This window comes from Duganella sp. GW822-FHT06D06 (assembly GCF_058799615.1).
Map to the genome: position 1 here is coordinate 24270 of NZ_JBXALQ010000009.1, position 25929 is coordinate 50198.

Sequence of the window (25929 nt, forward strand, 5' to 3'; positions counted from 1 at the left end):
ATGAACGGCCCGCTGCAAGCGCTGCAATCGCTGTATCGCCAGGCGCGCGACCAGTGGCTGTTCCAGCTGGGCCCCAGCGAGCCGGGCGAGGTCACGCTGACGATGCGGCGCGTGTTCATCATGCCGACCCGGCCGGGACTGGCCTTCGCCGGCCTGCTGCTGCTGATGCTGATCGGCGCCCTCAACTACAACCTCGGCCTGGGCTTCGCGCTGACCTTCTTCGCCGGCGCCTGCGCCGTGGCCGACATGGTCCAGACCGCCGGCAACCTGGCCCGCCTGCGACTGTCGTCCGGCCACGCGCCGGCCGTGTTCGCCGGCGAGGAGGCGCAGTTCGAACTGCGGCTGCACAACCCGAGCAAGCTCGATCGCTACGCCGTCTGGCTGGGCTTCCAGGCCGACGGCGAGCCGCGCCAGGTCACCGACATCGCGGCCGGCGGCGCCAGCACGGTGCGGCTGTCGAGCGTCACCACCGAACGCGGCTGGCTGGCGGCGCCGCGCATCCGCCTGGTCACCCGTTTCCCGTTGGGCCTGTTCCGCGCCTGGAGCTACTGGCGGCCGGCGCTGAAGGCGCTGGTGTATCCGGCGCCCGAGTTGCCGCCGCAACCGCTGCCGTCCAGCGGCGCCGCCGGCGCGGACGGCCACGGCACCGTCGGGCTGGACAATTTCGCCGGCATCCGCAGCTACCAGCCGGGCGACCCGATGCGCCACCTGGCCTGGCGCCAGATCGCCCGCCACGACCCGGCGCTGGGCGGGCAGCTGGTCACCAAGCATTTCGACGGCGGCGCCGTGGCCGAGCTGTGCCTCGATTTCGCCGAGCTCCCCTTGCAGATGGATTTGGAATTGAAGCTGTCGCGCATGGCGCGCTGGGTGCTGGAGGCCGAGCAGCGCGCCCTGCCCTACCGCTTCCGCCTGGCGCAGCACGACTACGGTCCGGCGCTGGGCGACGCCCACCAAGCCGCCTGCCTGCGCGCGCTGGCGCTGTTCGGCAAGGAGGGCAACGCATGAGCGCCGCGCCAGCGCCGCCCGCCGGCGCCGGCACGCGCGCCCGCCCGTCCCTGCGCCTGTCCCTGCGCCTGACCCGCGACAAGTCCGACACCCTGCTGCTGCTGGCCGCCGCGCTGATGGTGCTGGCGCCGCACTTCGACCACCTGCCGCCGTGGACCAGCGCCGTGGTGTGCGGCACGCTGCTGTGGCGCGCCGTCATCACCTGGCGCGGCCGGCGCATGCCGCCGCTGTGGCTGCTGCTGCCGATCTCGCTGGCGGCGATGGCCGGCGTCTACCGCAGCTATCACACGCTGCTGGGGCGCGACGCCGGCGTCGCCATGCTGGCGCTGCTGCTGGCCTTCAAGCTGCTGGAAATGCGCGCCCGGCGCGACCTGTTCGTGGTGATCTTCCTCAGCTTCTTCGTGCTGCTGACCAATTTCTTCTACTCGCAAACCATGTTGACCGCGCTGTGCATGGGCGCCACCCTGATCGTGCTGCTGACGGCGCAGCAATCGTTCCAGTACACCGGCGCCGTGCCGCCGCTGCTGCAGCGCCTGCGCACCGCCGCCAAGACCGCGCTGCTGGCGGCGCCGCTGGCGCTGCTGATGTTCGTCGGCTTCCCGCGCATCCAGGGGCCGCTGTGGGGCTTGCCGGGCGACGCCCACAGCGGCCACAGCGGCATCTCCGACAGCATGGCGCCGGGCACGCTGTCGTCGCTGGCGCAGTCGGAGGCGGTGGCCTTCCGCGTGCGCTTCCTGGACCCGATGCCGCCCCAGGGCCAGCTGTACTGGCGCAGCATCGTGCTGGGCGACTACGACGGCCGCACCTGGACCCGCGTGCCGCGCCGGCGCGGCCTGCAGCGGCTGGAGGTGGACATCGCCACGCGCGGCCGGCCGATCCGCCACGAGATCACGCTGGAGCCCACCAACACCCGCTGGCTGGCGGCGCTGGAACTGAGCGGCCCGATGCTGTCGCTGCCCGGCCACCGCGTGCGCGATTCCGACGAACTGGAATTCTTCACCAGCGAGCCGGTCACGCAAAGGGTGCGCTACGACGCCAGCGCCTGGACCGATTTCCGCGTCCAGGCCGGCGAGCAGCCGCAGCGCATGCTGCGCTGGACCGAACTGCCGTCCGGCTTCAACCCGCGCACGCTGGCGCTGGCGCGCACGCTGCGCCAGGCCGCCGCCCCCAACGCCGCCGCCCACACCCCGCTGTCCGCGCGCGAGGCCGCCGGCGCCGCGCTGCAAGTGATGCAGCGCTTCCACGACGGCGGCTACGTCTACACCCTGCAACCGCCGCTGCTGGGGCGCGACGCGGTCGACGACTTCCTGTTCGGCAGCAAGGCCGGCTTCTGCGAACACTACGCCGGCGCCTTCGTGGTGCTGATGCGCGCGATGAACGTGCCGGCGCGGGTGGTGACCGGCTACCAGGGCGGCGAACTGAACCCGGTGGACGGCTACCTGACCGTGCGCCAGTCCGACGCCCACGCCTGGGCCGAGTTCTGGGCGCCCGGCGCCGGCTGGCGCCGCATCGACCCGACCGCCGCCGTCGCCCCGGATCGCATCGCCCACAACCTGGCGCAGGCGCTGCCGCAGCCGTCCGGATTCGGCCTGGGTCCCTTGCTGAGCCTGCAGAACGACCCCAATTCGTGGCTGGGCAAGCTGCGATTCAACTACGCCGCGTTGAATAATTCTTGGAATCAATGGGTCCTGGATTACAATCCAGAGAGGCAGCGAGGTTTCCTTGAAGAACTAAGCGCGGCCTTCGCCAACTGGCGCAGCGCGCTCGGTGCGGCGCTGGTGTGCGGCCTGCTGTATGGGCTGTACTGGCTGCGGCAACAGCGGCCGCTGGCGCCGCTGGACCGGCTGTACCAGCGGTTTTGCCGGCAGCAGGCGCGCCACGGTGTCGCGCGCCGCCCGGACGAGGGCCCGCTCAGCTACGCCGCCCGCCTGCGCACCATGCAGGCCAGCCCGGCCAAGCAAGCCGCGATGGAAAAATTTTTAACACTGTACGGCGCGCTGAAGTATGGCGCCGCCGGTTCCGAACCACGCTCGGCGTCGCTGACGACGTTGAAAACACTGCTACCCTTATGCCGATGAAGACTCTGATTACCGCCCTGCTGCTGGGCGCCGCCACCCTCAGCCAGGCCGCCGCCGTCGACCCCTACGGCTACAAGCTGCCGCCCAGCATGCAGCCGAAGAAAAAAGCGCCGGCCGCCAAGAAGGGCCCGCCTCCGATCGACTATGTCGGCGAGTTCGTCAACTTCGGCGAATGGAAGGAAGTGCGCGCCTTCCTCGACGACGTCGCCAGCCGCGACGGCTTCGACCGCGCCGCCCTGAACGCCTTGATGGGCCAGGTGCGCTACGTCGATGCGGCGGTGCAACTGGTCAAGCCGGCGCCGCCGGGCAAGCCGAAGAACTGGCAAGCCTACAGCCGCCTGATCGTCGACCCGGTGCGGATCGACCACGGCGTCAAATTCTGGAACGACAACCGCGAAACGCTGGAGCGGGCCGAAGCCCTGTACGGCGTGCCGGCGGAAATCCTGGTCGGCATCATCGGCGTGGAAACCGTGTACGGCCGCAACACCGGCCGCTTCCGCGTGGTCGACGCCCTGACCACGCTGGCCTTCTCCTATCCGGAGGCGCCGCAGCGCAGCGAGCGCATGGCCTTCTTCCGCGGCGAACTGGAGGCGACGCTGCTATTCGCGCGCCAGAACGAGCTCGATCCGCTGTCGCTGCGCGGCTCGTTTGCCGGCGCCATCGGCATGCCGCAATTCATGCCCAGCAGCGTGATGAAATACGCGGTCGACTTCGACGGCAGCGGCAAGGTCGACCTGCTCAACTCCGGCGTCGACGCCATCGGCAGCGTGGCGGCCTTCCTGACGGCGCACGGTTGGCAGCGCGAGGTCGGCGGTCCGCTGGTGTACCCGGCCGCCGTATCGCCCAGCCGCGCCTGGGAAGGCATGATCAACCAGGGACTGAGCGCCAAGTACCGCCCGCAGGAACTGGCGGCGGCCGGCGTCACCACCGCGCTGCCGGTGCCGGAACAGCAGACTTACGGCCTGGTGGATTTGCAGAACGGCGCCGAGCCGACCGAGTACTGGCTGGCCAACAATAATTTCTTTGCGATCACTCAGTACAACCGCAGTTATTTCTATGCGATGTCGGTGGTGGAACTGGGCCGCGCCATCCGCCTGGCGCGCGGCGCTTTGTAAGGAAGCGTAAAGTGTGTTGCCGCGCAGACTTGTTGATTGTATTGTTTAGTTGACACTTGGCAATTATTTGTACAAACTTGCAGTCACTGCGTGGCAAACGTAAACCGTTCTACAACAAAATTAATTTATAATTAACTTTGTGTGTTCATTAAAAGTGTGCACAGGCAGCTTAGCATATCAGTGGGTGTATAATTCTCACACAATGTTGCAACCGGACAACAATAACCCATGGCAATCAGGTTTTTTTATTGCTTATGAGTATTAGAAGGCGTGTTGTTGTACAATTGTGTATATATTATGAAACTTGTTATCCCGGAATCCGTCCGTGTGTGAATTCGTTCCTTGGTAAGGATGAACATTAACGCAGCAAAGCGAGCTCCGAGTGTTTTACTTTGCAGGACAACTTTACAGAAGGAAAAGACGAAATCATGACAAACCAAGTCGGCATAGATATGAACAACGATGCGGATGGCGATGATCTGCTGCAATACAATCCCAACCGCCTGCTCGATACCCTGATCGAGAACCTGCGTCTGAAAAACGATGCAGCCCTGTCGCGCGCATTGGAAGTGGCGCCGCCGGTCATCAGCAAAATCCGCCACCACCGCTTGCCGGTTGGCGCTTCGCTGCTGATCCGCATGCACGAAGTGAGCGACTTGAGCATCCGCGACTTGCGTTACTTGATGGGCGATCGCCGCAACAAGTTCCGCATCAGCGACAAGCAGTTCAAGCCTAAAGAAGGCGAACCAGGCGGCCAGGGCTGATACTAGCCGTCGTCCTGCAGCGACTCCCTCCCCCTTACCCAGGGGAGAGGGCAGCAACACCTTACGCCGGGAATACCCCGGTCGACAAGTAGCGATCGCCGCGGTCGCAAACGATGAACACGATGGTTGCGTTCTCCACCGTTTGCGATATGCGCAGCGCGATTTCGCAGGCGCCCGCCGCCGAAATTCCACAGAAGATGCCTTCCTCGGCAGCCATGCGGCGCGCCATGCGTTCGGCCGCCGCCTGCGACACCGGCTCCACCTGGTCGACCCGCGCCCGCTCGTAGATCTTCGGCAGATAGGCTTCCGGCCATTTGCGGATGCCCGGTATCGACGAGCCCTCTTCCGGCTCGGCGCCGATGACCTGCACCTTGGGATTCTGTTCCTTCAAATAACGCGACACGCCCATGATGGTGCCGGTGGTGCCCATGGCGCTGACGAAGTGCGTCACGCGGCCGTCGGTGTCGCGCCAGATTTCCGGGCCCGTGCCCTCGTAGTGGGCGCGCGAATTATCGAAGTTGCCGAACTGGTCGAGGATGATGCCCTTGCCGTCCTTCTGCAATTGCTCGGCCATGTCGCGCGCGTATTCCATGCCGCCGGTCTTGGGCGTGAGCATGATCTGGGCGCCGTAGGCGGCCATGCTCTGGCGCCGTTCCACGCTCAGGTTCTCCGGCATCAGCAGCAGCATCTTGTAGCCGCGCAGCGCCGCCGCCATCGCCAGCGCGATGCCGGTGTTGCCGCTGGTCGCTTCGATCAGCGTATCGCCGGGCTTGATGTCGCCCCGTTCCTCGGCGCGCTTGAGCATCGACATGGCGGCGCGGTCCTTGACCGAACCGGCCGGATTATTGCCTTCGAGCTTGCCGAGTATGACGTTGTTACGGGCCAGCGCGTCGGCGCCTGGCAGGCGCGTCAGCTGCACCAGCGGCGTGTTGCCTATCGTATCTTCCAGAGTCTTGTAAGCCATCGTGATCCATCTTCAGTTATTTCGCCAAAAGAGGCATTTTAATCCGAGTTCGGATTGCGCGTATGGCAAGCCGCCCGGGCTTGAAGATTTTGCACCGGGCGCCCGCCATACGATAGACTTGCAACACTCCTGTCACCACTTTCATTTTCCGGAATCGTCATGGCTACCACCCCTATGGAACTGCTCCCCGAATACACGCCGGACGAGCCGACTCCGCTCACCGGTCTCGACCTGGAACAGCGCCGCCACCAGATCTTCCCCACGCTCAGCGCGGCCGACATCAAGCATATGCACCGCTTCGGCCGCGTGCGCCATTTCAAAGACGGCGAGCTGATCTTCGAAGCCGGCAAGACCAGCTTCGGCCTGATGCTGGTGCTCCAAGGCGGCATCGAAGTCAGCCGCTACGACGGCCTGGGCAACACATCCTACATCACCACCCATACGCCGGGGCAGTTCAGCGGCGAAGTGGCGCAGCTGTCGGGCCGGCCGTCGCTGGGCAACGGCCTGGCGGTCGGCGCGGTCGAAGTGCTAGAGCTGCCGTCCGAATCGCTGCGCGCGCTGCTGGTGGCGCATGCCGACCTCGGCGAGCGCATCGTGCGCGCGCTGATCCTGCGCCGCGTCGGCCTGATCGAGCAGAACTCCGGCGGCCCGGTGATCGTCGGCCCGCGCGGCCACGGCCGCATCCACACGCTGCAAAGCTTCCTGTCGGCCAACGGCCACCCGCACAGCGTGCTCGATCCGCAACTGGACCGGCAGGCCGCCGACCTGATGGCGCACTACCAGCCCAAGCCGGAAGAGCTGCCGCTGGTGGTGTGCCCGGACGGCGTGGTGAAAAAGAATCCGAGCGTGGTCGACATCGGCCGCTGCCTGGGCATGCTGCCCGAGATCGACAGCGAAAAAATCTGGGACGTGATCGTGGTCGGCGCCGGCCCCGCCGGCCTGGCGACGGCGGTGTACGCCGCCTCCGAAGGCTTGTCGGTGCTGGCGCTGGAAACCCGCGCCTACGGCGGCCAAGCCGCCGCCAGCGCGCGCATCGAGAACTACCTGGGCTTCCCCACCGGCGTCTCCGGCCGCGCGCTGGCCGGCCGCGCCTACGTGCAGGCGCAGAAGTTCGGCGTCGAAGTGATGATCCCGGCCCCGGCCGGCCGCCTGATCTGCGACACCTATCCGCTGCAGGTGGAAATGTGCGGCAGCCTGCAACGGCTGAAGGCGCGCACCGTGGTGCTGTCGTGCGGCGCGCGCTACCGCCGGCCGTCGCTGGCCAACCTGCGCCAGTTCGAGGGCAAGGGCGTGTACTACTGGGCTTCGCCGATCGAGGCCAAGCTGTGCAAGACCGAAGAGATCGTGCTGGTCGGCGGCGGCAACTCGGCCGGCCAGGCGGCGGTGTTCCTGGCCAGCCATGCGGCCAAGGTGCATATGCTGATCCGCAAGGACAGCCTGGCGTCGACCATGTCGAGCTACCTGATCGAGCGCATCCAGGCCACGCCCAACATCGAGCTGCACACGCAAACCGAAATCGTCGCGCTGGAAGGCGATGACGACGGCCTGAAGCAGGTCCGCATCCGCGGCATGCAAAGCGGCGAGGAATGCGACTACGACGTGTGCCGCGTGTTCCTGTTCATCGGCGCCGATCCGAACACGGCCTGGCTGGGCGACTGCGGCGTGGACGTCGACGCCCACGGCTTCATCCGCACCGGCTTCGACGTCACCAAGGCGCAGTGCAAGGCCAACTTCTCCGACGGCGTCTACCCGCGCGAGCTGCCGTCGCGCGCCGCGCTGGAGACCAGCGTGCCGGGCGTGTTCGCCATCGGCGACGTGCGCGCCAGTTCGACCAAGCGGGTCGCCGCGGCGGTGGGCGAAGGCGCGGCCGTGGTCTCGCAGATCCACGCCTTCCTGGCCAACCTGCCGGCCGACAAGGTGTTCAGCTAAAGTTCAGCCCGGCGCTACGCCCGGCCTGGCAGCGCCAGCCGGGCCGGCGCCGGCGCCCGCGCGGCCGGCTGCGGCCGTTGCAAGTGGGCCGCCGCCTCCCCCTTCAAATGGAATACCTTGACGGACTGCGCCAATGCCTGCGCATGCTCCTGCAAGCTTTCCGCCGCCGCCGCCGCCTGCTCCACCAGCGCGGCGTTTTGCTGTGTGATATCGTCCATCTGCGTCACCGCCCGATTGACCTCGCCGATGCCGGTGCTTTGCTCCTGGCTGGCGGCGGTGATCTGCTCCATGATGTCGGCCACTTTCTGCACCGAGGCCACCAGCAAGGTCATGGTGCTGCCGGCGTCGTTGACCAGCTTGCTGCCGGCATCGACCGTTTCCACCGAAGCGCCGATCAGTTGCTTGATCTCCTTGGCCGCCGCCGCACTGCGCTGCGCCAGGTTGCGCACCTCCGACGCCACCACCGCGAAACCGCGCCCCTGCTCGCCGGCGCGCGCCGCCTCCACGGCGGCGTTGAGGGCCAGGATATTGGTCTGGAAAGCGATGCCGTCGATCACGCCGATGATGTCGACGATGCGACTGGAACTGGCCTTGATCGAGCCCATCGTATCGACCACCTGCGCCACCATCGCGCCGCCCTGCACCGCCACGGTGGAGGCGTCGGCCGCGAACTGATTGGCCGAGCGCGCGCTGTCGGCGTTCTGCTTGACGGTGTCGGTCAATTGCTCCATCGAACTGGCGGTCTGCTCCAGCGAACTGGCCTGGGCCTCGGTGCGCGACGACAGGTCGGCATTGCCGCGCGCTATCTCGTCGGTGGCCACCAGCATCTCGTCGGTGCTGGAACGGATGCGGCCTATCATGCCGGTCAGGTTGGTGTTGATGGTGTTCATCGCATCCATCAGGTGGCCGACCTCGTCATCGCGCTCGATGCGGATGTCATGATCCAGGTCGCCCGCCGCGATATTGCGCGCGGTGTCGATCGCGTGGTCGAAGCTGAGCTTGATATGGCGGTAGATCATGAACAGGCAGATCAGCGACACGCCGACCAGCAGCGCCAGCAGGGCGATCGCGGTCCAGAACGCCATCTGGGTGCTGTAGGTCGAGGCCGCCACGGCGGCGCCGGTGCGCTGGTCCAGCAGCACCAGGAACTCGTTCACCGGCTGCATGATCTTGGCCTTGTTCTTGTGATACTGCTCGTCGTGCATGATCTTGCGCGCCATCTCGGGATCGGGCGGCCCGCTCTTGGTGAACTTGCCGCTGCCGTCGTCGAACAGACCCTTGACGGCGTTCATGGCGATGACCTCGGTTTTGACCAGCCCGTCCGAATTGGCCTGCGCCTCTTTCAGCTTGCCGAATTCCTCATCGGTGAAACCGGCCTCGCGCATCAGCTCGGCCAGCGCGATGGTGGCGCCGTCGGGCGTCGGCTTGTCGATGCCGGCCGCGACGAAATCCCAGTAAATGCGCTCGTAGTGCTGCGGCCGCGCCTTCTTGCCGTTGCGGATGTCGAGGATGTCCAGGTATTCTTTTTCGTACTTGGGGTCGCCGGTGACGACGTAGGTGCGGGCCAGCCGGGTCAGGTCGTCCGAGCTTTGCCGCAATTCGTCGGCCAGCAGGTAGGAGTGGTAGCGCGCCTCGTTGGCGCGGTTCAGCTCCCCCTCCTTGGTCGAGATGCGCACCAGCGCCCACAAGGTCAAACTGGACAGCGCTAGGCTGACCAGAAAGAACACGATGAAAATATTCTTGATGGAGAATTTGCTTTTCATGAAGGCCCCCAATGATCGGTTCTCCGATAATTGTAGACCCAAGCGCATCAATCTGGCGCGTTCGACGAAACGATAGGCAATACTGTTGCTTCCAAGCGATATTACTTGGCGATCGTGCCCTGTTTCGGCGGCGGCGCCACGGCGTCCAGCGCATTGATCTCGAAGTCGCCGTCATCGACCACCCGCTCCCAGCCCTCGAACTTGCCCATGCCGCGCGTGCGGGCGATCGACAGCAGCAGGCTCTGGCCCGGCGCCGGCCGCTCCGGTTGCAACTGGTAGAGCGGATCGGCAAACGCCTGCGCCGGCGTGACGATGGTCCAGCCCATGTCGACGAACTGCTGGATCACGTCCTTGAGCCACAGCGCGTTGATCAGGTTGTGGTGCATCAGCATGATCTGCGGGATATCGCGCCCCTCCAGCTTGCGCGACAGGTCGCGGTAGGCGATGGCGCGCTGGCGCACGTGCGACAAATAGGCTTGCCTGATCGGCGCGATATCGGCTTTGGGGTCGGCACGCAGCATCTGGATCAATTTCTCATCCAGCCGCCAGTCGCTGGTGTCGAGGCTGACGTAGCCATTGCGATAGCCGCTCAGCTTCAGGAACGCCCGCATGCCGTCGCGCTTTTCCGGCGTATTGCCTTCGCGCAGATAGGTGAAGCGGAACCACTTCCGATATCCCGGCAAGGTCGACGTGATGCGGTCGCAATCCCGCACCTCCTGCTGATATTGCGCCAGGCTGACTTTGGCGTCGCTCAGGTCCGGATGGGTCATCGTGTGGTTGCCGAGCGCATGGCCCGCCTGGCCCCAGGCCTTGGCCAACGCATAGCCGTCCGGCTGGTCGGCGCCGAAGCCGCAGGTGACGAACAGCGCCGCCTGCGCACGGTGCGCGGCCAGCGCATCGAGCAGCGCCTGGTTGCGCTGCTGCGGCGACAGCAGCGGCGTCGTTTCCAGTCTGGGGCCGTCGTCGAAGGTGAAGGCCACCGATTGCGCCTGCGCGGTGGAGGCGCACAGCGCGGCGGCGATAAGCAAGGCACGGCCAAATGTCATGATGTGGTTCTCTCCTGGATGCGTTTCAGTTGTGCCGACTGGTAGGCGCCGAAGGCGTCGTTGAACAGGCAGCGTATCAGTGGATCATCGACGATGTCGGCATCGGGCGGCGCGCCGTTGATGCGCATGTACATCGACGTCAGCGACTCGCCCAGCGCCAGGCCCGCGTACAGCTTGGCGATGGGGATTTCGGTCATCCAGGTCGGCGCTTCCTCGTCGCCGGCCAGCGCGATGTCGTCGCCGTGGACGTGGTAGCGGAACTGCCGCGCCACGCCGTCATGGTCGTAGACCGACAGCTGCCAGACGCAGGGCGTTTCGAAGTAGCTGTCCGGCGTCAGCTCCATGTCGCGGTATTTCTCGAGCAGGCCGGTGCGGCAGTAGTCCAGCGCCAGCGCCGTGTGTTCGGCGCTCAGCGGAGCGAAGTGGCGGGCGATCTCGGAGGTCGGCGGCGGCGTGATGTCGGCGTCGTACTCGTAGTCGACATCCTGCTCGCCGACCGGCAGCACCCATGGCAACGGCGCGGATGGCGTCAATCCTTGCGACGTCAACGCCACCGACACCGAAGGATTCAAGCGGACGACGGCGGCGCCGGGCAGCCAGGCGCCGACCTCGTCGGCGAACTGGCGGTAGGTGATCGGGAACAGCGCGTGGTTGTACCAGGACCACGGCTCCTGCACGAACTGGCAGGAGCTCGGCACCACGTAGCGCGGCGCCAGCGCCTGCAGCTGCTCCGGCCATTCTTCCGGCAGTGCAGGGACGCCACCCTGCGCGCGCGACGGCGCGATGACATCGATCTCGCGCATGGTCTGAAACGGCCACAGCACCATGTCCCATGGCGCGTAGGGCTTGAGCTGCTCCAGCGTTTCCGGGTCCATCCACGAATCGACCACGTTGAGCACATTCAGGCCGGCGGCGCGGATGTGGAACATCGAATCGACGTCGGAGTCCAGCGCCTTGCGCGGAATGACTTCAATGGCGCCGACCTGCACCGGCGCATCGACCTTCAGCGGCAGCACGTTGACGAAGCCCAGTTCCCGTATCATCGCGAACAGTTCGTCGAACAGGCAGTACAGGTAGATCGGCGTAGCGCGATCGAGCAGATCCAGGCTCTCCAGCGAACAATGATCGTCATGGAAATGCGAGATGAACACCGCATCCGGTTTCATCCCGCGTATCTGCGCAAGGTCGAAGCGCACGTCGGGGAAGGCGTGGCAATTCCTGCTGAAGGGGTTTTCAAATATGGGATCGAATGCGATCAGCGTGCCATCGCATTCGAAGACATAGCCGGCGTGCAGGATGCGGGAGATCTTGAGTGTCATAAGATGGATGAGCGACGACGGGGCCGCGATGATATCGCATTCAAACCGAAACGGCGGAGAGATTACGTATCATCCGCTTTGCCGTTTGCCGACTCCCCTGCGGCATGACTTTATTGAGAGTGAACGCTTCCAACTCTGCCTTCAGCGATTGCTGCAGCCCCGGATCGTTATCGAGCCAATCCAGGGCTTTCGTCTGCCAATAACCAGCTCCGGAAGTACTGAAAGCCTGCCTTAACAACGATTTCGTTGGAAATTTTCGTATGCTTGCGGCATATTTCGGAAACCGGAGCTCGGCCGTCACCAAAAACTCAAGGAAATCCTGAGCGGGAAGTTCAAGGACCGGCAAGAGATGCATGCACATGATGTCCGGGTCAATTGCGAGCACTCGCCCATGAGATTGCATGCACCAGCCATCATGCGCATGGACGCCGAGTTTGCGGTCACTAATTTCCAACAGCCAGCAGTAAGGCCATGCTTCATCGCTAAGGAAAAGTGATGGCGCGCTCATTTCGCCTCCCAGGATTGATGCAGTACCGCCCAAGACATAACTATGTACCGCATTGATCGAACGCGCAAGTTGCTGGTGCGGCAAGCCATAGGCCAGAGCCGCCGGTAACCGGCCAACCTGATGTTTTCTCCGCCATTAGTGCACTCAAAAAGTTCACTGTACGGCGAAGTTCTCAATCAGAGTCTGAGCTAAACGGCCTCAGCGCGAATTAGCGCAACGGCGTCGGGTAGCTGGCTGGGCTGGCGTTGCCGTCGTGGTCGATGGCTTGCACGCCGAAGTAATAGTTGTCCTTCGACAGCGGCACCGTGAACTCGGTGGCCTTGCCGACGAACTGGCTGCCCTGCCATTCGGCCGACGAGGTGTCGCGCCAGACGATGCGGTAGCCCGCCAGGTCCGGCTCGGCGTTGGCTTGCCACACCAGCTCGGTATCGTTCTGCAGCTTGGCGGTGCGCACCTGCACCTTGGCCGGCGCGGCCGGCGCCAGCGACAGCGAGGACAAGGCCGCCGCGTTCACCCGCGCCACCTGGGCGATGTAGTGGAAGTCGTCGTACTGCGGCAGGTCGCCGATCAGCACGCCCTTCTCGGTGCGGATGTTCTGGTGCTGGTGGTTGAAGTCCTCGGCCGGCTCGGTGAAGCGCAGCGCCGCGTAGCCGCGCTCCAGGAACGGCATGTGGTCGCCGCCGCGCAGGTAACGGTCGCGGCGCTGGATGATGCTGACCTTGAACTTCGGCACGTAACGCTCGCCCGCTTCCTTCACCGCCCGCGCCAGTTGGCGCGACAGCGAATCGTTCTCGCCACCGGTCTGGATCAGCGTGCGTACGGCGTCGCTGTTTTCCTTTTGCACCGGCAAGCCTTCGGCGAACAGGCGCACCTGCGTGTTGTCGACCTTGCCGTGCTCGTCGCGCGAGCTGCCGATGATGTCGTTGGTGAACATGCCGGCGATGTTCAGCTTCTTCTGCTTCGCCTGCTCGGCCCAGTGCGCCGCGCCCAGCAAGCCCTGCTCTTCCGCCGCCACCGTCATGAAGACCAGGGTGGCGTCGAATTTGTACTTGGCCATCACGCACGCCATCTCCATCACGGCGGCGGTGCCGGAGGCGTCGTCGTTGGCGCCGGGCGCGTCGCCCTTGGCGTCCATGATGTCGGTGTTGCGCGAGTCGTAGTGGCCGCTGACCACGTACATGCGGTCCACGGACGCAGTCTGCGTGCCGGGCAAGGTCGCCACCACGTTGACGATCTCGGTCGGGCGGCTGATGCGCGCGGAGACCGGCGCGATGTGGCTGTCGAACGCCACTTGCAGGCGGCCGCCCTGGGCCGCGCCGCAGCGCTCCAGTTCGCTCTTGATCCAGCGCCGCGCCGCGCCGATGCCTTCGGTCTCGGAGACCGTGTCCGACATCGTGTGGCGCGTGCGGAAGCTCACCAGCTGGTTGATATAGCCTTCGATGCGGGCCGGGGAAATCTGCTGGACGATCTGGTCGATCTGGGCCTGATGGCGGGTGGTGTCGGGCGTGGCCGCGACGGCGGGCACGGCGGCCAGCACGGTCAGTGCGGACAAGATGAGCGAATTTTTATGCATCTGCTGTCTCCGGTGAAATGGTCGCAATATCTTCTCACGTCAGCGCGAGCAATTTACGCCCGGAAACAAATCATCAACAAAAAAACCCACCTGCACTGAGCGCGATCTTGAGCGCGTTCAGGCAGGTGGGTTTCAGCAACTGCAGGATTACTTGGCAGGCGCAGCGGCTGGGGTCGAAGCGGCGGCGGCTTTGTCGGCCTTGGCGGCTTTCGCTGCGGCCTTGTCGGCGGCTTTGTCGGCCTTGGCGGCCGGAGCCGCCGCGGCTGGCGCGCCATCCAGTGGCTTGCCGTTCACGACCAGGCCGGCTTGCGACAGCTTGACGGCGTTTTTCTCGCCGATGCCTTTCACGCGCTTCTCGAAGTCCGCCCAATCCTTGAAATCGCCCTTCTTGCGCTCTTCCAGGATGGCCTTCGACTTGGCCGGACCGATGCCCTTGACCGCATCCAGCGCGGCGGCGTCAGCCTTGTTGACGTCGACCTGCGCGAAAGCGAAGCCCATGGTTGCGACCAGGGTCGCAACTGCCAGCAAAATTTTCTTGAACATGTCTCAATCTCCATGAAGGTAGGTGAAAAGCAAGGGCGACAACCGCGCCTTGAACACCCTTAACGGCCAGCCTCGACGACGGTTGACAGATAATCCATGCAGCTTTTGTGACAAGTATCAAAGCCCGGCCCTGATTGACCATCAGGCGTTGAACAGCTCCTCGCGCGTGACCGTCGCCGTGCCCAGCTTGCCGACCACGATGCCGCCGGCGCGATTGGCCGTCTGCACCGCTTCGTTCCAGCCGACCCCGGCGCCCAGCATGGCGGCCATGGTGGCGATCACCGTGTCGCCGGCGCCGGACACGTCGAACACCTCGCGCGCCTGCGCCGGCATGTGGAATTGCTCGCCGTCGGTGTACAGGGTCATGCCCTCTTCCGAGCGGGTCAGCAACAGCGCATCCAGTTTCAGCTCGGTACGCAGTTGCTGCGCCTTGACGGTCAGTTGCTCTTCGCTGTTCCAGCTGCCGACGATGCGCTTCATTTCCGATTTGTTCGGGGTCAGCACGGTGGCGCCGGCGTAGCGGGTGAAGTCGTCGCCTTTCGGATCGACCATCACCACCTTGCCGGCGGCGCGCGCCGACGCGATCATGTCGGCCACGTTGACCAGCGAACCCTTGGCGTAGTCGGACAGCACGATCACGTCGTAGTCGGCCAGCAGCGCCTTGAATTGCAGCAGCTTGTCGCGCAGCACGGTATCGGTCGGCGCTTCCTCGAAGTCGATGCGCACCATCTGCTGCTGGCGGCCGATCACGCGCAGCTTGATGATGGTGGAGATGGCGTCGTCGCGCTTCAGGTAGCTTTGGATGCCGCCGCTGAGCAGCATCTGCTCCACCTCATTGCCGGCCTCGTCGGCGCCGACCACGCCCAGCAGGCCGGCGTACGCGCCCAGCGCCGCGGCGTTGCGCGCCACGTTGGCGGCGCCGCCCAGGCGCGCTTCGCGCTTCTCGATGCGGACGATGGGCACCGGCGCTTCCGGCGAAATGCGGCTGACATCGCCGAACCAGTAACGGTCCAGCATGATGTCGCCCACTACCAGGATGCGCACTTTATCCAGTGCCGGTGCTTGATAAGTCGTGACGTTGGTGCTCACAGATGCCTCTTCTTTCAACAATCAAACGCGGGTCAGGATGGAACGGCCGATGCCGTGGTATTCAAAGCCTGCTTCGGCCATCACTGCCGGCTCGAACAGGTTGCGGCCGTCGAAGATGATGGCTTGCTTCAGCGACGACTTGATGCGGTCGAAGTCCGGGCTGCGGAAGGCCTTCCATTCGGTGACGATCACCAGCGCCTCGGCGCCGGTCAGCGCATCCATCGGCGTGCTGGCGAAGCGGATGCGCGCCATTTCCCCGGCAGTCAGGTCCAGCTCCAGCACGCGCTTCGCTTCGGTCATCGCGACCGGGTCGTACACCGCCACCGTCGCGCCGCCGTCCAGCAGTTGCTTGATCAGCACGCGGGCCGGTGCTTCGCGCATGTCGTCGGTGTTCGGCTTGAAGGCCAGGCCCCAGACGGCGAAGTGCTTGCCGCTCAAATCCTCGCCGAAGCGCTTGACCACCTTCTGGCCCAGCACCAGCTTCTGCTTGTCGTTGACCGCTTCCACCGCGCGCAGGATCAGCAGGTCCTGGTCGTACTGGCGCGCGGTGCGTTCCAGCGCCTGCACGTCCTTCGGGAAGCAGGAACCGCCGTAGCCGGCGCCGGCGTACAGGAAGCTGTGGCCGATGCGCGGATCGGAGCCGATGCCGTGGCGGACCGCTTCGATGTCGGCGCCCACCTGGTCGGCCAGGTTGGCCAGTTCGTTCATGAACGAGATGCGGGTCGCCAGCATGGCGTTGGCGGCGTACTTGGTGAACTCGGCCGAGCGCACGTCCATCCAGAAAGTGCGTTCGTGGTTGCGGTTGAACGGCGTGTACAGCTTCTTCATCAGGCCGTGGGCCTTTTCGCCTTCCGGCGTGCTGTCGCAGCCGATGACGATGCGGTCCGGGCGCATGAAGTCCTCCACCGCCGCGCCCTCTTTCAGGAACTCGGGATTCGACACCACCGAGAACCTGGAGGCGTCGCCGCGCGTGGCCAGTTCGGCCTGCACCGCGGCCTTGACGCGGTCGGCGGTGCCGACCGGCACGGTCGACTTGTCGACGATGACCTTGAACTCGGTCATGTGCATGCCGATGTTCTTGGCGGCCGCCAGCACGTATTGCAGGTCGGCCGAGCCGTCTTCGTCCGGCGGCGTGCCGACGGCGATGAATTGCAAGCTGCCGTGGGCGACCGAGGCGGCGACGTCGGTGGAGAATTGCAGGCGGCCGGCGGCGCGGTTGCGCGCGACCACTTCTTCCAGGCCCGGCTCGTGGATCGGGATGCCGCCGCTATTGAGCAGGTCGATTTTCTTCTGGTCGACGTCGAGGCAGAAAACGTCGTTGCCCAGTTCGGCGAGGCAAGCGCCGGTGACGAGGCCTACATAGCCGGTGCCGATGATGGTGATTTTCATGTTGATGCTCTTCTTAATTCATGACATTGAGTTCTTCGGTGCGGCGCGGCGGGTAGGTCTCCCAGCGGCTGCATCCCGGGCACTGCCAGTAGAACTGGCGCGCCTTGAAACCACAGTGGCTGCACTGATAGCGCGCCAGCTTCTGCGTATAACCGTGGACCAGGTTCTTCACCATCGACAGTTCCGGCACCAGGTTGGCCGGCGCGTCCATCAGGCGCGCCTCCAGCAATTTGTCCAGGCCCAGCAGGGTCGGCGTGCGGCGCAGCTCATTGCTGACCAGTTGCTTGGCGGCGTCCACGCCGTCCAGCTCCAGCACCGCCTTGTACACCACTTCGATCAGGTCGATCGACGACGCCTGTTCCAGATAAGATTTGAGCAGGTTGACGCCTTCCTGCGGACGGCCGACCTTGCGGTAGGCGTCCATGATGCGCTGCGCCACCAGCGCCGTGTGCGGCACGCTGATCTGCTCGACGCGGCGCCAGGTCAGCAGCGCGGCTTCGACCTCGCCCTGCGCCAGCTGGGCGTCGCCGCTGAGCATGGTGGCGCGCACGTTGACGCGGTCCGCCTGCAGCGATTTCTCCAGCAGCGGCAAGGCCTGTTCCGGATGCATGTGCACCAGCGCGTCCTGCGCCAGCTCGCAGTAGAACTGCGCGATTTCCTTCTGGCGCGAACCGGCGCCCGATTCCTGCAGGCCCAGCGCCGCCTCGATGGCGCGCGGCCACTCCTTCTCGCGCTGGAAGATCTCCAGCAGCGCGCGGCGCGCCTGCACGGCGTACTGGCCGCTGACCATGGCGTTGAAGGTTTCCTCGGCGCGGTCCAGCAGGCCGGCCTTCAGGTAGTCCATGCCCAGCTCGTACTGCGCGTGTTCCTTCTGCTCCTGCGGCAGGTCGGGACGCGACAGCAGGTTCTGGTGCACGCGGATGGCGCGTTCGGTCTCGCCGCGGCGGCGGAACAGATTCCCCAGCGCGAAGTGCATGTCGGCCGTTTCCGGGTCCATGCGGACGATCTCGATGAAGGCGTCGATCGCCTTGTCCGGCTGCTCATTGAGCAGGAAGTTCAAGCCCTTGAAATAGCCGCGCGGCAAGGTGCGCGACTCCGCCACCAGTTGCCGTATGTCGACGCGCGCGGCGACCCAGCCCAGTCCGAAGAAGACCGGGATACCCAATAACCACCAAAGTTCGAATTCCATGCTTTGTATTTTTTATTGTGCGTTTATTGTGTGTTGACGCTGTCCGGCTGCGGCTGGGCGTTGGTTTGCAGCGCAGTCGATTGCAGCGTGGTGATCGTGGTCTTGTGCTTGTTCGTTTCGCGGCGGTGGCGGAACACGGTCGGCGTCAGCGCCAGCACGCCCAGGAAGGCGCCGGCCACAAAGAAGCCCAGCAGCATCAGGACCAGCGGTCCGTGCAGATCATAGTGAAGGAAGAAATGCAGATCGACTTCCTGCGTATTCTTCAAGGCAAAGCCAAAAAACAGGACGAAAAGAACGAATCCAATAATCGTGGATATAAATTTCATTAGCCGGGTTTCCTGTTCAGTATTTCTAAAAAAAAGCGGCATCCGTAGACGCCGCTTTTATTTTAACTCATCAGACGCTTCAGTCCTCAATGATCGGTTGCCCGACCATCGCGTCAACCCGCTCGCGCAATTGCTTGCCCGGCTTGAAGTGAGGCACCCGTTTTTCGGGCACCATCACTTTATCGCCCGACTTCGGATTACGTCCGATACGCGGTGGCCGGCTATTCAGAGCAAAACTGCCAAAACCGCGGATCTCGATGCGTTGACCGGTCGCCAGGGCGTTGGTCATCGCATCCAGAATGGTCTTGACGGCATACTCCGCATCTTTGGCCACCAGCTGAGAATAACGCTCAGCCAGGCGGTTGATCAACTCGGACTTAGTCATCGACTAGTTCTTAGTTCTTGTTATCGAACTTGGCTTTCAACAGCGCGCCCAGGCTGGTGGTGCCCGAAGCTGCGTTGTTGTCGGTCGCTGCCATCTTCTGCATGGCTTCCTGGGTCTCGACATTGTCTTTCGCTTTGATCGACAGCTGGATGCTGCGCGCTTTGCGATCGATGTTGATGACCAGGGCTTCCACGGAATCGCCAACCTTCAGGTGGGTACCGGCATCTTCCACGCGGTCGCGGGAGATTTCGGAGGCACGCAGGTAGCCTTCAACTTCTTCGGACAGTTGGATCACGGCGCCTTTAGGCTCAACCGATTTAACGGTGCCGGTTACCAGCGCGCCCTTGTCGTTCATGGCTGCGAAGTTGTTGAATGGATCGCCTTCCAGTTGCTTGACGCCCAGGGAAACGCGCTCGCGCTCAACGTCGATGGCCAGAACGATGGCTTCCAGTTCGTCACCTTTCTTGAAGCGACGCACGGCTTCTTCGCCGGTTTCGGTCCAGGACAGGTCGGACAGGTGTACCAGGCCGTCGATGTTGCCGGCCAGGCCGATGAACACGCCGAAGTCGGTGATCGATTTGATCGCGCCACGGACTTTATCGCCCTTCTTGTGGGTCACGCCGAAGTCATCCCATGGATTCGCTTTGCACTGCTTCATGCCCAGCGAAATACGGCGACGCTCTTCGTCGATTTCCAGAACCATCACTTCAACTTCGTCGCCCAGCTGGACAACTTTGTTTGGAGCGACGTTTTTGTTGGTCCAATCCATTTCGGAAACGTGAACCAGGCCTTCGATGCCCTGCTCGACTTCAACGAACGCGCCGTAGTCGGTCAGGTTCGTTACTTTACCGAACAGACGGGTGCTTTGTGGGTAACGACGGGACAGACCGGTCCAAGGATCGTCGCCCAGTTGCTTGACGCCCAGGGACACACGGTTCTTCTCTTGATCGTACTTCAGTACTTTCGCGGTGATTTCCTGGCCTACGGTCAGCACTTCCGATGGGTGACGCACACGACGCCATGCCAGGTCGGTGATGTGCAGCAGGCCGTCGATACCGCCCAGATCCACGAACGCGCCGTAGTCGGTGATATTTTTGACGACGCCGGTAACCACGGTGCCTTCTTTCAGGGTTTCCATCAGTTTCTGACGCTCTTCGCCCATCGAAGCTTCGATGACGGCGCGGCGGGACAGAACCACGTTGTTACGCTTGCGATCCAGCTTGATCACTTTGAATTCGAGGGTCTTGCCTTCGAATGGGGTGGTGTCTTTGACTGGACGGGTGTCGACCAGGGAACCTGGCAGGAACGCGCGGATGCCGTTGGTCAGAACGGTCAGGCCGCCCTTGACTTTACCATTGACGGTACCGACGACGATTTCGCCCGATTCCATGGCTTTTTCCAGTGCCAGCCACGAAGCCAGACGCTTGGCTTTGTCGCGCGACAGGATGGTATCGCCGAAACCGTTTTCGAGCGATTCGATCGCCACGGAAACGAAGTCGCCTACTTTGACTTCCAGTTCGCCGTGGTCGTTCTTGAATTCTTCAACTGGGATGAATGCTTCCGATTTCAGGCCGGCGTTGACGATCACGAAGTTGTGATCCAGACGAACGACTTCAGCCGAGATCACTTCGCCCGAACGCATGTCTTGACGCGACAGGGATTCTTCGAAGAGGGCTGCAAAACTTTCCATATTAGACATTGTAACTTCCAGGTTACCAACAAGGCTCGCGAATGCGACTTCAGTTGGGTTAGGGTTGATAAACGTTGCGGACATCAGAGCGACCGCAACACCAGCTATTTACCGATGGCCGCATACCACTGCAACACCTGGGCGACCGCTTCGTCAGCGGTCAAATTCGAGGTATCGAGCACATGCGCCCCCTCTGCGGGGACCAGCGGCGCGATGGTCCGGTTTGTATCCCGGTCGTCACGCGCCTGCAAATCCATCAGTAGGTCTTCCATACTAGCAGAAATTCCTTTGCCAATCAATTGCTTATAGCGACGTTCCGCGCGCGCCGCCACACTGGCGGTTAAAAAAACCTTCAAAACGGCGTTCGGGAAGATCACCGAACCCATGTCGCGGCCGTCGGCCACCACGCCCGGCGCCTTGCGGAAGCCCAGTTGCAGTCCCAGCAGCGCGTGGCGCACGGCGTGGAAGGTTGCAATTTTTGAAGCGGTGTTGCCGACCTCTTCGGCACGGATGGCCTCGGTGACGTTTTCGTGCGACAGGATGATGTCGCCGCCCTGGAAGCTGCATTGCAGGTGTTCGGCCAGCTTGGCCAGCGCGTGCTCGTCGCCCAGGTCGGTGCCGCGGCGCAGGGCCGACAGCGCCGTCAGACGGTACAGAGCGCCCGAATCCAGATAGTGGAAGCCGAGCTTATCGGCGACGCGGTGCGCGACAGTGCCCTTGCCGGATGCGGTAGGGCCGTCGATGGCGATGACTGGAATTGGGGAAGTTACCATTTAGTTCACTTTATTTATTTTGCTATCGCCGCGAAGGCGGCGAAATACTCGGGGAAGGTCTTGCCCACGCATTTGGGATCGTTGATGCGCATGACACTGCCCTTGCGCGCGGCGCCGTCCAGCGACACCAGCGAGAAGCACATCGCCATGCGGTGATCGTCGTAGGTATCGATGGTGGCAGGCGTGATGACGGCCGGCGGCGTGACCTTGATGTAGTCGGCGCCCTCCTCGACGATCGCGCCGACCTTGCGCAGCTCGGTGGCCATGGCGGCGATGCGGTCGGTTTCCTTGACGCGCCAGCTGGCGATGTTGCGCAGCGTGCTGGTGCCGTCGGCATACAGCGCGGCGATGGCGATGGTCATCGCGGCGTCGGGGATGTGGTTGAAGTCGGCGTCGATGGCTTTCAGCACGCCGTTCGATCTGGCTTCGATCCAGTTGTCGCCCATGGTGATCTGCACGCCCATCTGCTCCAGCGCGGCGGCGAAGCGCACGTCGCCCTGGATGCTGTCCTTGCCCACGCCTTCGACCCGCACCGGGCCGCCGGCGATCGCGCCGGCCGCCAGGAAGTAGGAGGCCGACGAAGCATCGCCTTCGACGTGGATGGTGCCCGGCGACTGGTAGACCTGGCCGGGCTGGATGGTGAACGACTGCCAGCCGTTCTGTTCGACCGTCACGCCGAAGCGGCGGATCAGGTTGAGCGTGATTTCGATGTAGGGCTTGGAGATCAGCTCGCCGACCACGTCGATCGAGATCGCGTGCTCGCGCGCCATCAGCGGCGCCACCATCAGCAGCGCGGTCAGGAACTGGCTCGACACATCGCCGCGCACCGACAGGCGCCGCGCGTGGATCTTGCCCTGCTTGATGTGCAGCGGCGGGAAGCCGGGGTTGCCGGTGTATTCGACGTCGGTGCCGGCGGCGTTGAGGGCGTCGACCAGGTCGCCGATCGGACGCTCGTGCATGCGCGGCACGCCGTGCAGCGTGTAGTCGCCGCCGATCACGGCCAGCGCCGCCGTCAGCGGACGGATCGCGGTGCCGGCGTTGCCCATGAACAGATCGGCCGATTTGTTCGGCAGCACGCCGGCCACGCCCTTGACGTGGTGGATGGTGCCGGTGGCGGTTTGCTCTTCGGTCCACTGCACGCCCAGCGAGCGCAGCGCGGCCAGCATGACGGCGGTGTCGTCCGAGGCCAGCAGGTCGACGATGGCGACGTCGCCCTGCGACAGCGCCGACAGCAGCAGGATGCGGTTGGAGATGGATTTGGAGCCGGGCAGGCGCACCGCGCCCTCTACATGCGCGACGGTGGGGAGGTCGATAAATTCGTGGGTCATGCTGATTTCCTGATTTATTCTGCTTGGTCTTGCGACGGCGGCGCCTCGGCCGCCTCGATCGCTGTAATCCACTGGTGGCGGGCGCGCTGGGCGTTGCCGTACACGCGCTCCAGCCCTGCCCCGTCGCCGGCGGCCAGACGGGCGCGCAGGCCCGTCAATTGTGCCAGATAAGCATCCAGCTCCGTCAACAACGCCGACTGGTTGGCCAGGCTAATGTCGCGCCACATTTCGGGCGACGATCCCGCGATCCTTGTGAAATCGCGGAAGCCGCTGGCCGCATACTGGAACAGTAAATCTGCATGCGGTTTGTTGGCGATGTCGTCCACCAGCGCATAGGCCAGCAAGTGCGGCAAATGGCTTACGGCGGCGAACACCTTGTCATGTTCTTGCGGCGTCAAACGATGGATGATCGCATCGCAGGCGCGCCACGCGGCGGCCACGCGCTCGACATCGACCGCCGCGTTTTCATCCAGTGCCGTCAGCACCACCTTCTTGCCGACGTACAGATCGTCGATCGCCGCCTCGGGACCATTGGTCTCGCGGCCGGCGATCGGATGGCCCGGCACGAACTGGGCGACCTTGCCGCCCAGCGCGCGCCGCGCCGAGGCCACCACGTCGCACTTGGTGCTGCCGGCGTCGGTGACCACGGTCCCGGGCTGCAAATGCGGCGCCAGCGCCGCCAGGATCGCTTCGGTCTGCGCCACCGGCGCGGCCAGCAGCACCAGGTCGGCGCCGTCCAGCGCTTCGGCCATCGTGCAGCCGCCGCCACCCGCATCGGCCACGCCGATGACGTCGATGATGCCCAGTTCCTGCGCGCGCTTGAGCGAGGCGGCGGAGCGCCCCATGCCGACCACGCTGCCGACGGCGCCGGCCTTTTTCAGCGAGCGCGCAAACGATCCGCCGATCAGGCCCACGCCAAAGATGACGACCTTGTTCAACATTCTTACTCCGCCAATGCCTTGGTCAGCGCCGCGATCAGCACCGCGTTTTCCTGCGGCAGGCCGATGGAGATGCGCAGCCACTCCGGCAAGCCGTAGTTGCCGACCGGACGCACGATCACGCCCTGCTTGAGCAACGCCAGGTTGACGCGCGCGCCGGCGCCCGCATCGCTGCCGACCTTGACCAGCACGAAGTTGCCGTAGGAAGGCACGTACTGCAGGCCCAGTTTGTCGAACGCCTCGGTGAACTGCTGGTAGCCGGCGGCGTTGTTGGTCGCGCTCTGCGCCAGGAAGGCCTTGTCGTTCAGCGCGGCGATCGCGGCGGCCTGCGCCATCGAGTTGACGTTGAACGGCTGGCGGATGCGGTTCATCAGGTCGGTCAGCGCCGGCTGGGCGATGCCGAAGCCCACCCGCAAACCGGCCAGGCCGTACGCCTTGGAGAAGGTGCGCGAGACCAGCAGGTTGGGATACTGCTTGACCCAGGAAGCCGATTCGAACTGGTTTTCTTCCGCCAGGAATTCGTTGTAGGCCTCGTCCAGCACCACCACCACATTGGCCGGCACCTTGTCCAGGAAGGCCTGGATCTCGGCGGCCGGAATGAAGGTGCCGGTCGGGTTGTTCGGGTTGGCGATGAAGACCAGGCGGGTGTCGTCCACGATCGCGGCCAGCATGGCCGGCAGGTCGTGGCCGTGGTCCTTGGCCGGCACCACGATGTGGCGCGCGCCGACGCCCTGGGTCGCCAGCGCGTACACGGCGAACGAGTATTGCGAGTACACCACCGACTGGCCGCGCTCGACGAAGGCGTGGGCGGCGATTTCCAGGATATCGTTGCTGCCGTTGCCCAGCGTGATCCACTCGGCCGGCACGTCGTAGCGCTTGGACAGCGCGCCCTTCAGGTCGAAACCATTGGCGTCCGGATAGCGGCCCAGGTCCGCGGCGGCGGCGGTCATCGCCTGCACCGCCGACGGCGGCACGCCGAACGGATTCTCGTTCGACGCCAGTTTGACGATGGCCGCTTCATCAAGGCCAAACTCGCGCGCGACTTCCGCAATCGGTTTGCCGGCTTGGTAAGGAGCGATGGCGCGGACGTATTCGGGGCCGTAGTTCTTGGGCATGGTCTCTCTCAAATTATGGTTAAAAATCAGGTCAGGCTGACCGGGTAGGAACCCAGCACCTTGAAGAAGGCGGCATTGCCTTGCAATTCTTCCAGCGCCTTGGCCACGCCCTCATCCTGCATGTGGCCTTCGACGTCGACGTAGAAGTAGTACTCCCAGGTGCCGGTGCGCGCCGGGCGCGATTCGAAGCGCGTCATCGACACGTTGTGGCGGGCCAGCGAACCAAGCAGGCGGTAGATCGAGCCGGCCTTGTGCGGCGCGGCCAGCGCCAGCGAGGTGCGGTCCTGGCCCGACGGGCCGGCCTGCAGCTGGCCGATCACGGCGAAGCGGGTGCGGTTGTGCGGATCGTCCTGGATGTTGGCCTTGACCGTGCCCAGGCCGTAGCGCACGCCGGCGCGCTCGCCGGCGATGGCGGCGATGCTGTGGTCGTCGCGCGCCATGCGGGCCGCCTCGGCGTTGGACGAGACGGCGCGCCGTTCAATGTCCGGGTAGTTGTTGTTCAACCAGATCTGGCACTGCGCCAGCGCCTGCGCGTGGGCGCAGATGGCGGTGACGCCGTCCATATTGCCGGTGCCCGACAGCAGGCTGTGGCGCACCGCCAGCGACACTTCGCCGCTGATCGACAGCGAGGTGTGCAGCAGCAGGTCCAGCGTGCGGCCGATCGCCCCTTCGGTCGAGTTCTCGACCGGCACCACGCCGAATTCGGCGGTGCCGGCCTCGGTGGCGCGGAACACCTCGTCGATCGACGAGCAAGGCAGCACGTCGACGGCGCTGCCGAACTGCTGGTACGCGGCCTGCTCGGTGTAGGTGCCGGCCGGGCCGAGGAAGGCGATGGTGACGCGTTTTTCCAGCGAGCGGCAGGCGGACATGATCTCGCGCCAGATGGTTTGCAGCTCGGTGTCGCCCATCGGGCCGGGATTGCGCTCGGCCACGCCGCGCAGCACCTGCGCCTCGCGTTCGGGACGGAACACCGGGGCGTTGGTCTCGGCCTTGACGTGGCCGACCTGCTGCGCCACCTTGGCGCGCTGGTTCAACAGGTCGAGGATCTGGGCATCGATGGCGTCGATCTGCTCGCGCAAGGGTGTCAGTTTGTCGTTCAT

At 64.4% G+C, this 25929-nt stretch carries 23 protein-coding genes; 5 read left to right on the forward strand and 18 right to left on the reverse strand.

What is annotated here, in order from left to right:
• The 4 genes from AC1RMD_RS17515 to AC1RMD_RS17530 all read left to right on the forward strand — a co-directional run bounded on the left by AC1RMD_RS17515 (window position 1) and on the right by AC1RMD_RS17530 (window position 4962).
• On the forward strand, window positions 1-1005 hold the full coding sequence (locus AC1RMD_RS17515) for a DUF58 domain-containing protein (RefSeq protein WP_492927967.1): 1005 nt from the start codon (window positions 1-3) through the stop codon (window positions 1003-1005).
• Window positions 1002-3083 (forward strand): transglutaminase TgpA family protein, encoded by a 2082-nt coding sequence (locus AC1RMD_RS17520; RefSeq protein ID WP_492927968.1) that lies wholly within the window; start codon window positions 1002-1004, stop codon window positions 3081-3083. The genes AC1RMD_RS17515 and AC1RMD_RS17520 overlap by 4 nt, the downstream gene beginning before the upstream one ends.
• Window positions 3074-4198 carry a lytic murein transglycosylase B gene (gene mltB / locus AC1RMD_RS17525; RefSeq protein WP_492927969.1) on the forward strand — a complete coding sequence of 375 codons (1125 nt, stop codon included), beginning with the start codon at window positions 3074-3076 and terminating at the stop codon, window positions 4196-4198. The genes AC1RMD_RS17520 and mltB overlap by 10 nt, the downstream gene beginning before the upstream one ends.
• A 428-nt stretch (window positions 4199-4626) precedes the next feature.
• Window positions 4627-4962 (forward strand): hypothetical protein, encoded by a 336-nt coding sequence (locus AC1RMD_RS17530; RefSeq protein WP_008446241.1) that lies wholly within the window; start codon window positions 4627-4629, stop codon window positions 4960-4962.
• A 61-nt stretch (window positions 4963-5023) separates the two neighbouring features.
• On the opposite strand, the gene cysM is transcribed toward AC1RMD_RS17530, so the two are convergent.
• Window positions 5024-5926 carry a cysteine synthase CysM gene (gene cysM / locus AC1RMD_RS17535; protein ID WP_492927970.1) on the reverse strand — a complete coding sequence of 301 codons (903 nt, stop codon included), beginning with the start codon at window positions 5924-5926 and terminating at the stop codon, window positions 5024-5026.
• A 159-nt stretch (window positions 5927-6085) separates the two neighbouring features.
• Between cysM and AC1RMD_RS17540 the strand changes: the two genes are divergently transcribed.
• On the forward strand, window positions 6086-7855 hold the full coding sequence (locus tag AC1RMD_RS17540; protein ID WP_492927971.1) for an FAD-dependent oxidoreductase: 1770 nt from the start codon (window positions 6086-6088) through the stop codon (window positions 7853-7855).
• 14 nt (window positions 7856-7869) lie between these two features.
• Here AC1RMD_RS17540 and AC1RMD_RS17545 read toward each other — a convergent pair whose 3' ends face one another.
• From AC1RMD_RS17545 to pheA, 17 genes are all read right to left on the reverse strand, one after another.
• Window positions 7870-9618, reverse strand: a complete 1749-nt coding sequence (locus AC1RMD_RS17545) for a methyl-accepting chemotaxis protein (RefSeq protein WP_492927972.1) — start codon at window positions 9616-9618, stop codon at window positions 7870-7872.
• Window positions 9619-9719: 101 nt separating this feature from the next.
• Entirely contained in the window at window positions 9720-10664 is a 945-nt protein-coding gene (locus AC1RMD_RS17550; RefSeq protein WP_492927973.1) for a polysaccharide deacetylase family protein, read from the reverse strand.
• Complete coding sequence (locus AC1RMD_RS17555) at window positions 10661-11983, reverse strand: MBL fold metallo-hydrolase (RefSeq protein WP_492927974.1); 1323 nt, start codon at window positions 11981-11983, stop codon at window positions 10661-10663. Before AC1RMD_RS17555 ends, AC1RMD_RS17550 begins: the two co-directional genes overlap by 4 nt.
• Window positions 11984-12023: 40 nt before the next feature.
• On the reverse strand, window positions 12024-12491 hold the full coding sequence (locus AC1RMD_RS17560; protein WP_492927975.1) for a hypothetical protein: 468 nt from the start codon (window positions 12489-12491) through the stop codon (window positions 12024-12026).
• A gap of 208 nt (window positions 12492-12699) precedes the next feature.
• Complete coding sequence (locus tag AC1RMD_RS17565) at window positions 12700-14064, reverse strand: M20/M25/M40 family metallo-hydrolase (RefSeq protein WP_492927976.1); 1365 nt, start codon at window positions 14062-14064, stop codon at window positions 12700-12702.
• Between the two features lie 147 nt (window positions 14065-14211).
• On the reverse strand, window positions 14212-14607 hold the full coding sequence (locus tag AC1RMD_RS17570; protein ID WP_492927977.1) for a ComEA family DNA-binding protein: 396 nt from the start codon (window positions 14605-14607) through the stop codon (window positions 14212-14214).
• Window positions 14608-14748: 141 nt separating this feature from the next.
• On the reverse strand, window positions 14749-15696 hold the full coding sequence (gene rfaE1 / locus AC1RMD_RS17575; RefSeq protein ID WP_492927978.1) for a D-glycero-beta-D-manno-heptose-7-phosphate kinase: 948 nt from the start codon (window positions 15694-15696) through the stop codon (window positions 14749-14751).
• 21 nt (window positions 15697-15717) lie between these two features.
• Window positions 15718-17085, reverse strand: coding sequence for a UDP-glucose dehydrogenase family protein (locus AC1RMD_RS17580; RefSeq protein WP_492927979.1), 1368 nt, complete (start codon window positions 17083-17085; stop codon window positions 15718-15720).
• A 13-nt stretch (window positions 17086-17098) separates the two neighbouring features.
• On the reverse strand, window positions 17099-18274 hold the full coding sequence (gene lapB, locus AC1RMD_RS17585) for a lipopolysaccharide assembly protein LapB (RefSeq protein WP_492927980.1): 1176 nt from the start codon (window positions 18272-18274) through the stop codon (window positions 17099-17101).
• A 23-nt stretch (window positions 18275-18297) separates the two neighbouring features.
• A complete protein-coding gene (locus tag AC1RMD_RS17590) occupies window positions 18298-18600 on the reverse strand; it encodes a LapA family protein (RefSeq protein ID WP_492927981.1) in 303 nt (100 codons plus the stop codon).
• Between the two features lie 79 nt (window positions 18601-18679).
• A complete protein-coding gene (locus tag AC1RMD_RS17595; protein ID WP_008446215.1) occupies window positions 18680-18985 on the reverse strand; it encodes an integration host factor subunit beta in 306 nt (101 codons plus the stop codon).
• 10 nt (window positions 18986-18995) lie between these two features.
• On the reverse strand, window positions 18996-20675 hold the full coding sequence (rpsA, locus tag AC1RMD_RS17600) for a 30S ribosomal protein S1 (protein WP_020705490.1): 1680 nt from the start codon (window positions 20673-20675) through the stop codon (window positions 18996-18998).
• A 104-nt stretch (window positions 20676-20779) separates the two neighbouring features.
• Complete coding sequence (cmk, locus tag AC1RMD_RS17605; protein WP_492927982.1) at window positions 20780-21448, reverse strand: (d)CMP kinase; 669 nt, start codon at window positions 21446-21448, stop codon at window positions 20780-20782.
• 14 nt (window positions 21449-21462) lie between these two features.
• Window positions 21463-22776, reverse strand: a complete 1314-nt coding sequence (gene aroA, locus AC1RMD_RS17610; RefSeq protein WP_492927983.1) for a 3-phosphoshikimate 1-carboxyvinyltransferase — start codon at window positions 22774-22776, stop codon at window positions 21463-21465.
• A 14-nt stretch (window positions 22777-22790) separates the two neighbouring features.
• Window positions 22791-23717 carry a prephenate dehydrogenase gene (locus tag AC1RMD_RS17615; RefSeq protein ID WP_492927984.1) on the reverse strand — a complete coding sequence of 309 codons (927 nt, stop codon included), beginning with the start codon at window positions 23715-23717 and terminating at the stop codon, window positions 22791-22793.
• Between the two features lie 2 nt (window positions 23718-23719).
• The gene (gene hisC, locus AC1RMD_RS17620) at window positions 23720-24829 is read right to left on the reverse strand and encodes a histidinol-phosphate transaminase (protein WP_492927985.1); all 1110 of its coding nucleotides are present in this window, start codon (window positions 24827-24829) and stop codon (window positions 23720-23722) included.
• A gap of 26 nt (window positions 24830-24855) precedes the next feature.
• A complete protein-coding gene (pheA, locus tag AC1RMD_RS17625; RefSeq protein ID WP_492927986.1) occupies window positions 24856-25929 on the reverse strand; it encodes a prephenate dehydratase in 1074 nt (357 codons plus the stop codon).

Coding starts and splice junctions, on each gene's coding strand:
- AC1RMD_RS17515 (WP_492927967.1), top strand. CDS start 1: ATGAACGGCCCGCTGCAAGCGCTGCAATCGCTGTATCGCCAGGCGCGC.
- AC1RMD_RS17520 (WP_492927968.1), top strand. CDS start 1,002: ATGAGCGCCGCGCCAGCGCCGCCCGCCGGCGCCGGCACGCGCGCCCGC.
- mltB (WP_492927969.1), top strand. CDS start 3,074: ATGCCGATGAAGACTCTGATTACCGCCCTGCTGCTGGGCGCCGCCACC.
- AC1RMD_RS17530 (WP_008446241.1), top strand. CDS start 4,627: ATGACAAACCAAGTCGGCATAGATATGAACAACGATGCGGATGGCGAT.
- cysM (WP_492927970.1), bottom strand. CDS start 5,926: ATGGCTTACAAGACTCTGGAAGATACGATAGGCAACACGCCGCTGGTG.
- AC1RMD_RS17540 (WP_492927971.1), top strand. CDS start 6,086: ATGGCTACCACCCCTATGGAACTGCTCCCCGAATACACGCCGGACGAG.
- AC1RMD_RS17545 (WP_492927972.1), bottom strand. CDS start 9,618: ATGAAAAGCAAATTCTCCATCAAGAATATTTTCATCGTGTTCTTTCTG.
- AC1RMD_RS17550 (WP_492927973.1), bottom strand. CDS start 10,664: ATGACATTTGGCCGTGCCTTGCTTATCGCCGCCGCGCTGTGCGCCTCC.
- AC1RMD_RS17555 (WP_492927974.1), bottom strand. CDS start 11,983: ATGACACTCAAGATCTCCCGCATCCTGCACGCCGGCTATGTCTTCGAA.
- AC1RMD_RS17560 (WP_492927975.1), bottom strand. CDS start 12,491: ATGAGCGCGCCATCACTTTTCCTTAGCGATGAAGCATGGCCTTACTGC.
- AC1RMD_RS17565 (WP_492927976.1), bottom strand. CDS start 14,064: ATGCATAAAAATTCGCTCATCTTGTCCGCACTGACCGTGCTGGCCGCC.
- AC1RMD_RS17570 (WP_492927977.1), bottom strand. CDS start 14,607: ATGTTCAAGAAAATTTTGCTGGCAGTTGCGACCCTGGTCGCAACCATG.
- AC1RMD_RS17580 (WP_492927979.1), bottom strand. CDS start 17,085: ATGAAAATCACCATCATCGGCACCGGCTATGTAGGCCTCGTCACCGGC.
- lapB (WP_492927980.1), bottom strand. CDS start 18,274: ATGGAATTCGAACTTTGGTGGTTATTGGGTATCCCGGTCTTCTTCGGA.
- AC1RMD_RS17590 (WP_492927981.1), bottom strand. CDS start 18,600: ATGAAATTTATATCCACGATTATTGGATTCGTTCTTTTCGTCCTGTTT.
- AC1RMD_RS17595 (WP_008446215.1), bottom strand. CDS start 18,985: ATGACTAAGTCCGAGTTGATCAACCGCCTGGCTGAGCGTTATTCTCAG.
- rpsA (WP_020705490.1), bottom strand. CDS start 20,675: ATGGAAAGTTTTGCAGCCCTCTTCGAAGAATCCCTGTCGCGTCAAGAC.
- cmk (WP_492927982.1), bottom strand. CDS start 21,448: ATGGTAACTTCCCCAATTCCAGTCATCGCCATCGACGGCCCTACCGCA.
- aroA (WP_492927983.1), bottom strand. CDS start 22,776: ATGACCCACGAATTTATCGACCTCCCCACCGTCGCGCATGTAGAGGGC.
- AC1RMD_RS17615 (WP_492927984.1), bottom strand. CDS start 23,717: ATGTTGAACAAGGTCGTCATCTTTGGCGTGGGCCTGATCGGCGGATCG.
- hisC (WP_492927985.1), bottom strand. CDS start 24,829: ATGCCCAAGAACTACGGCCCCGAATACGTCCGCGCCATCGCTCCTTAC.
- pheA (WP_492927986.1), bottom strand. CDS start 25,929: ATGAACGACAAACTGACACCCTTGCGCGAGCAGATCGACGCCATCGAT.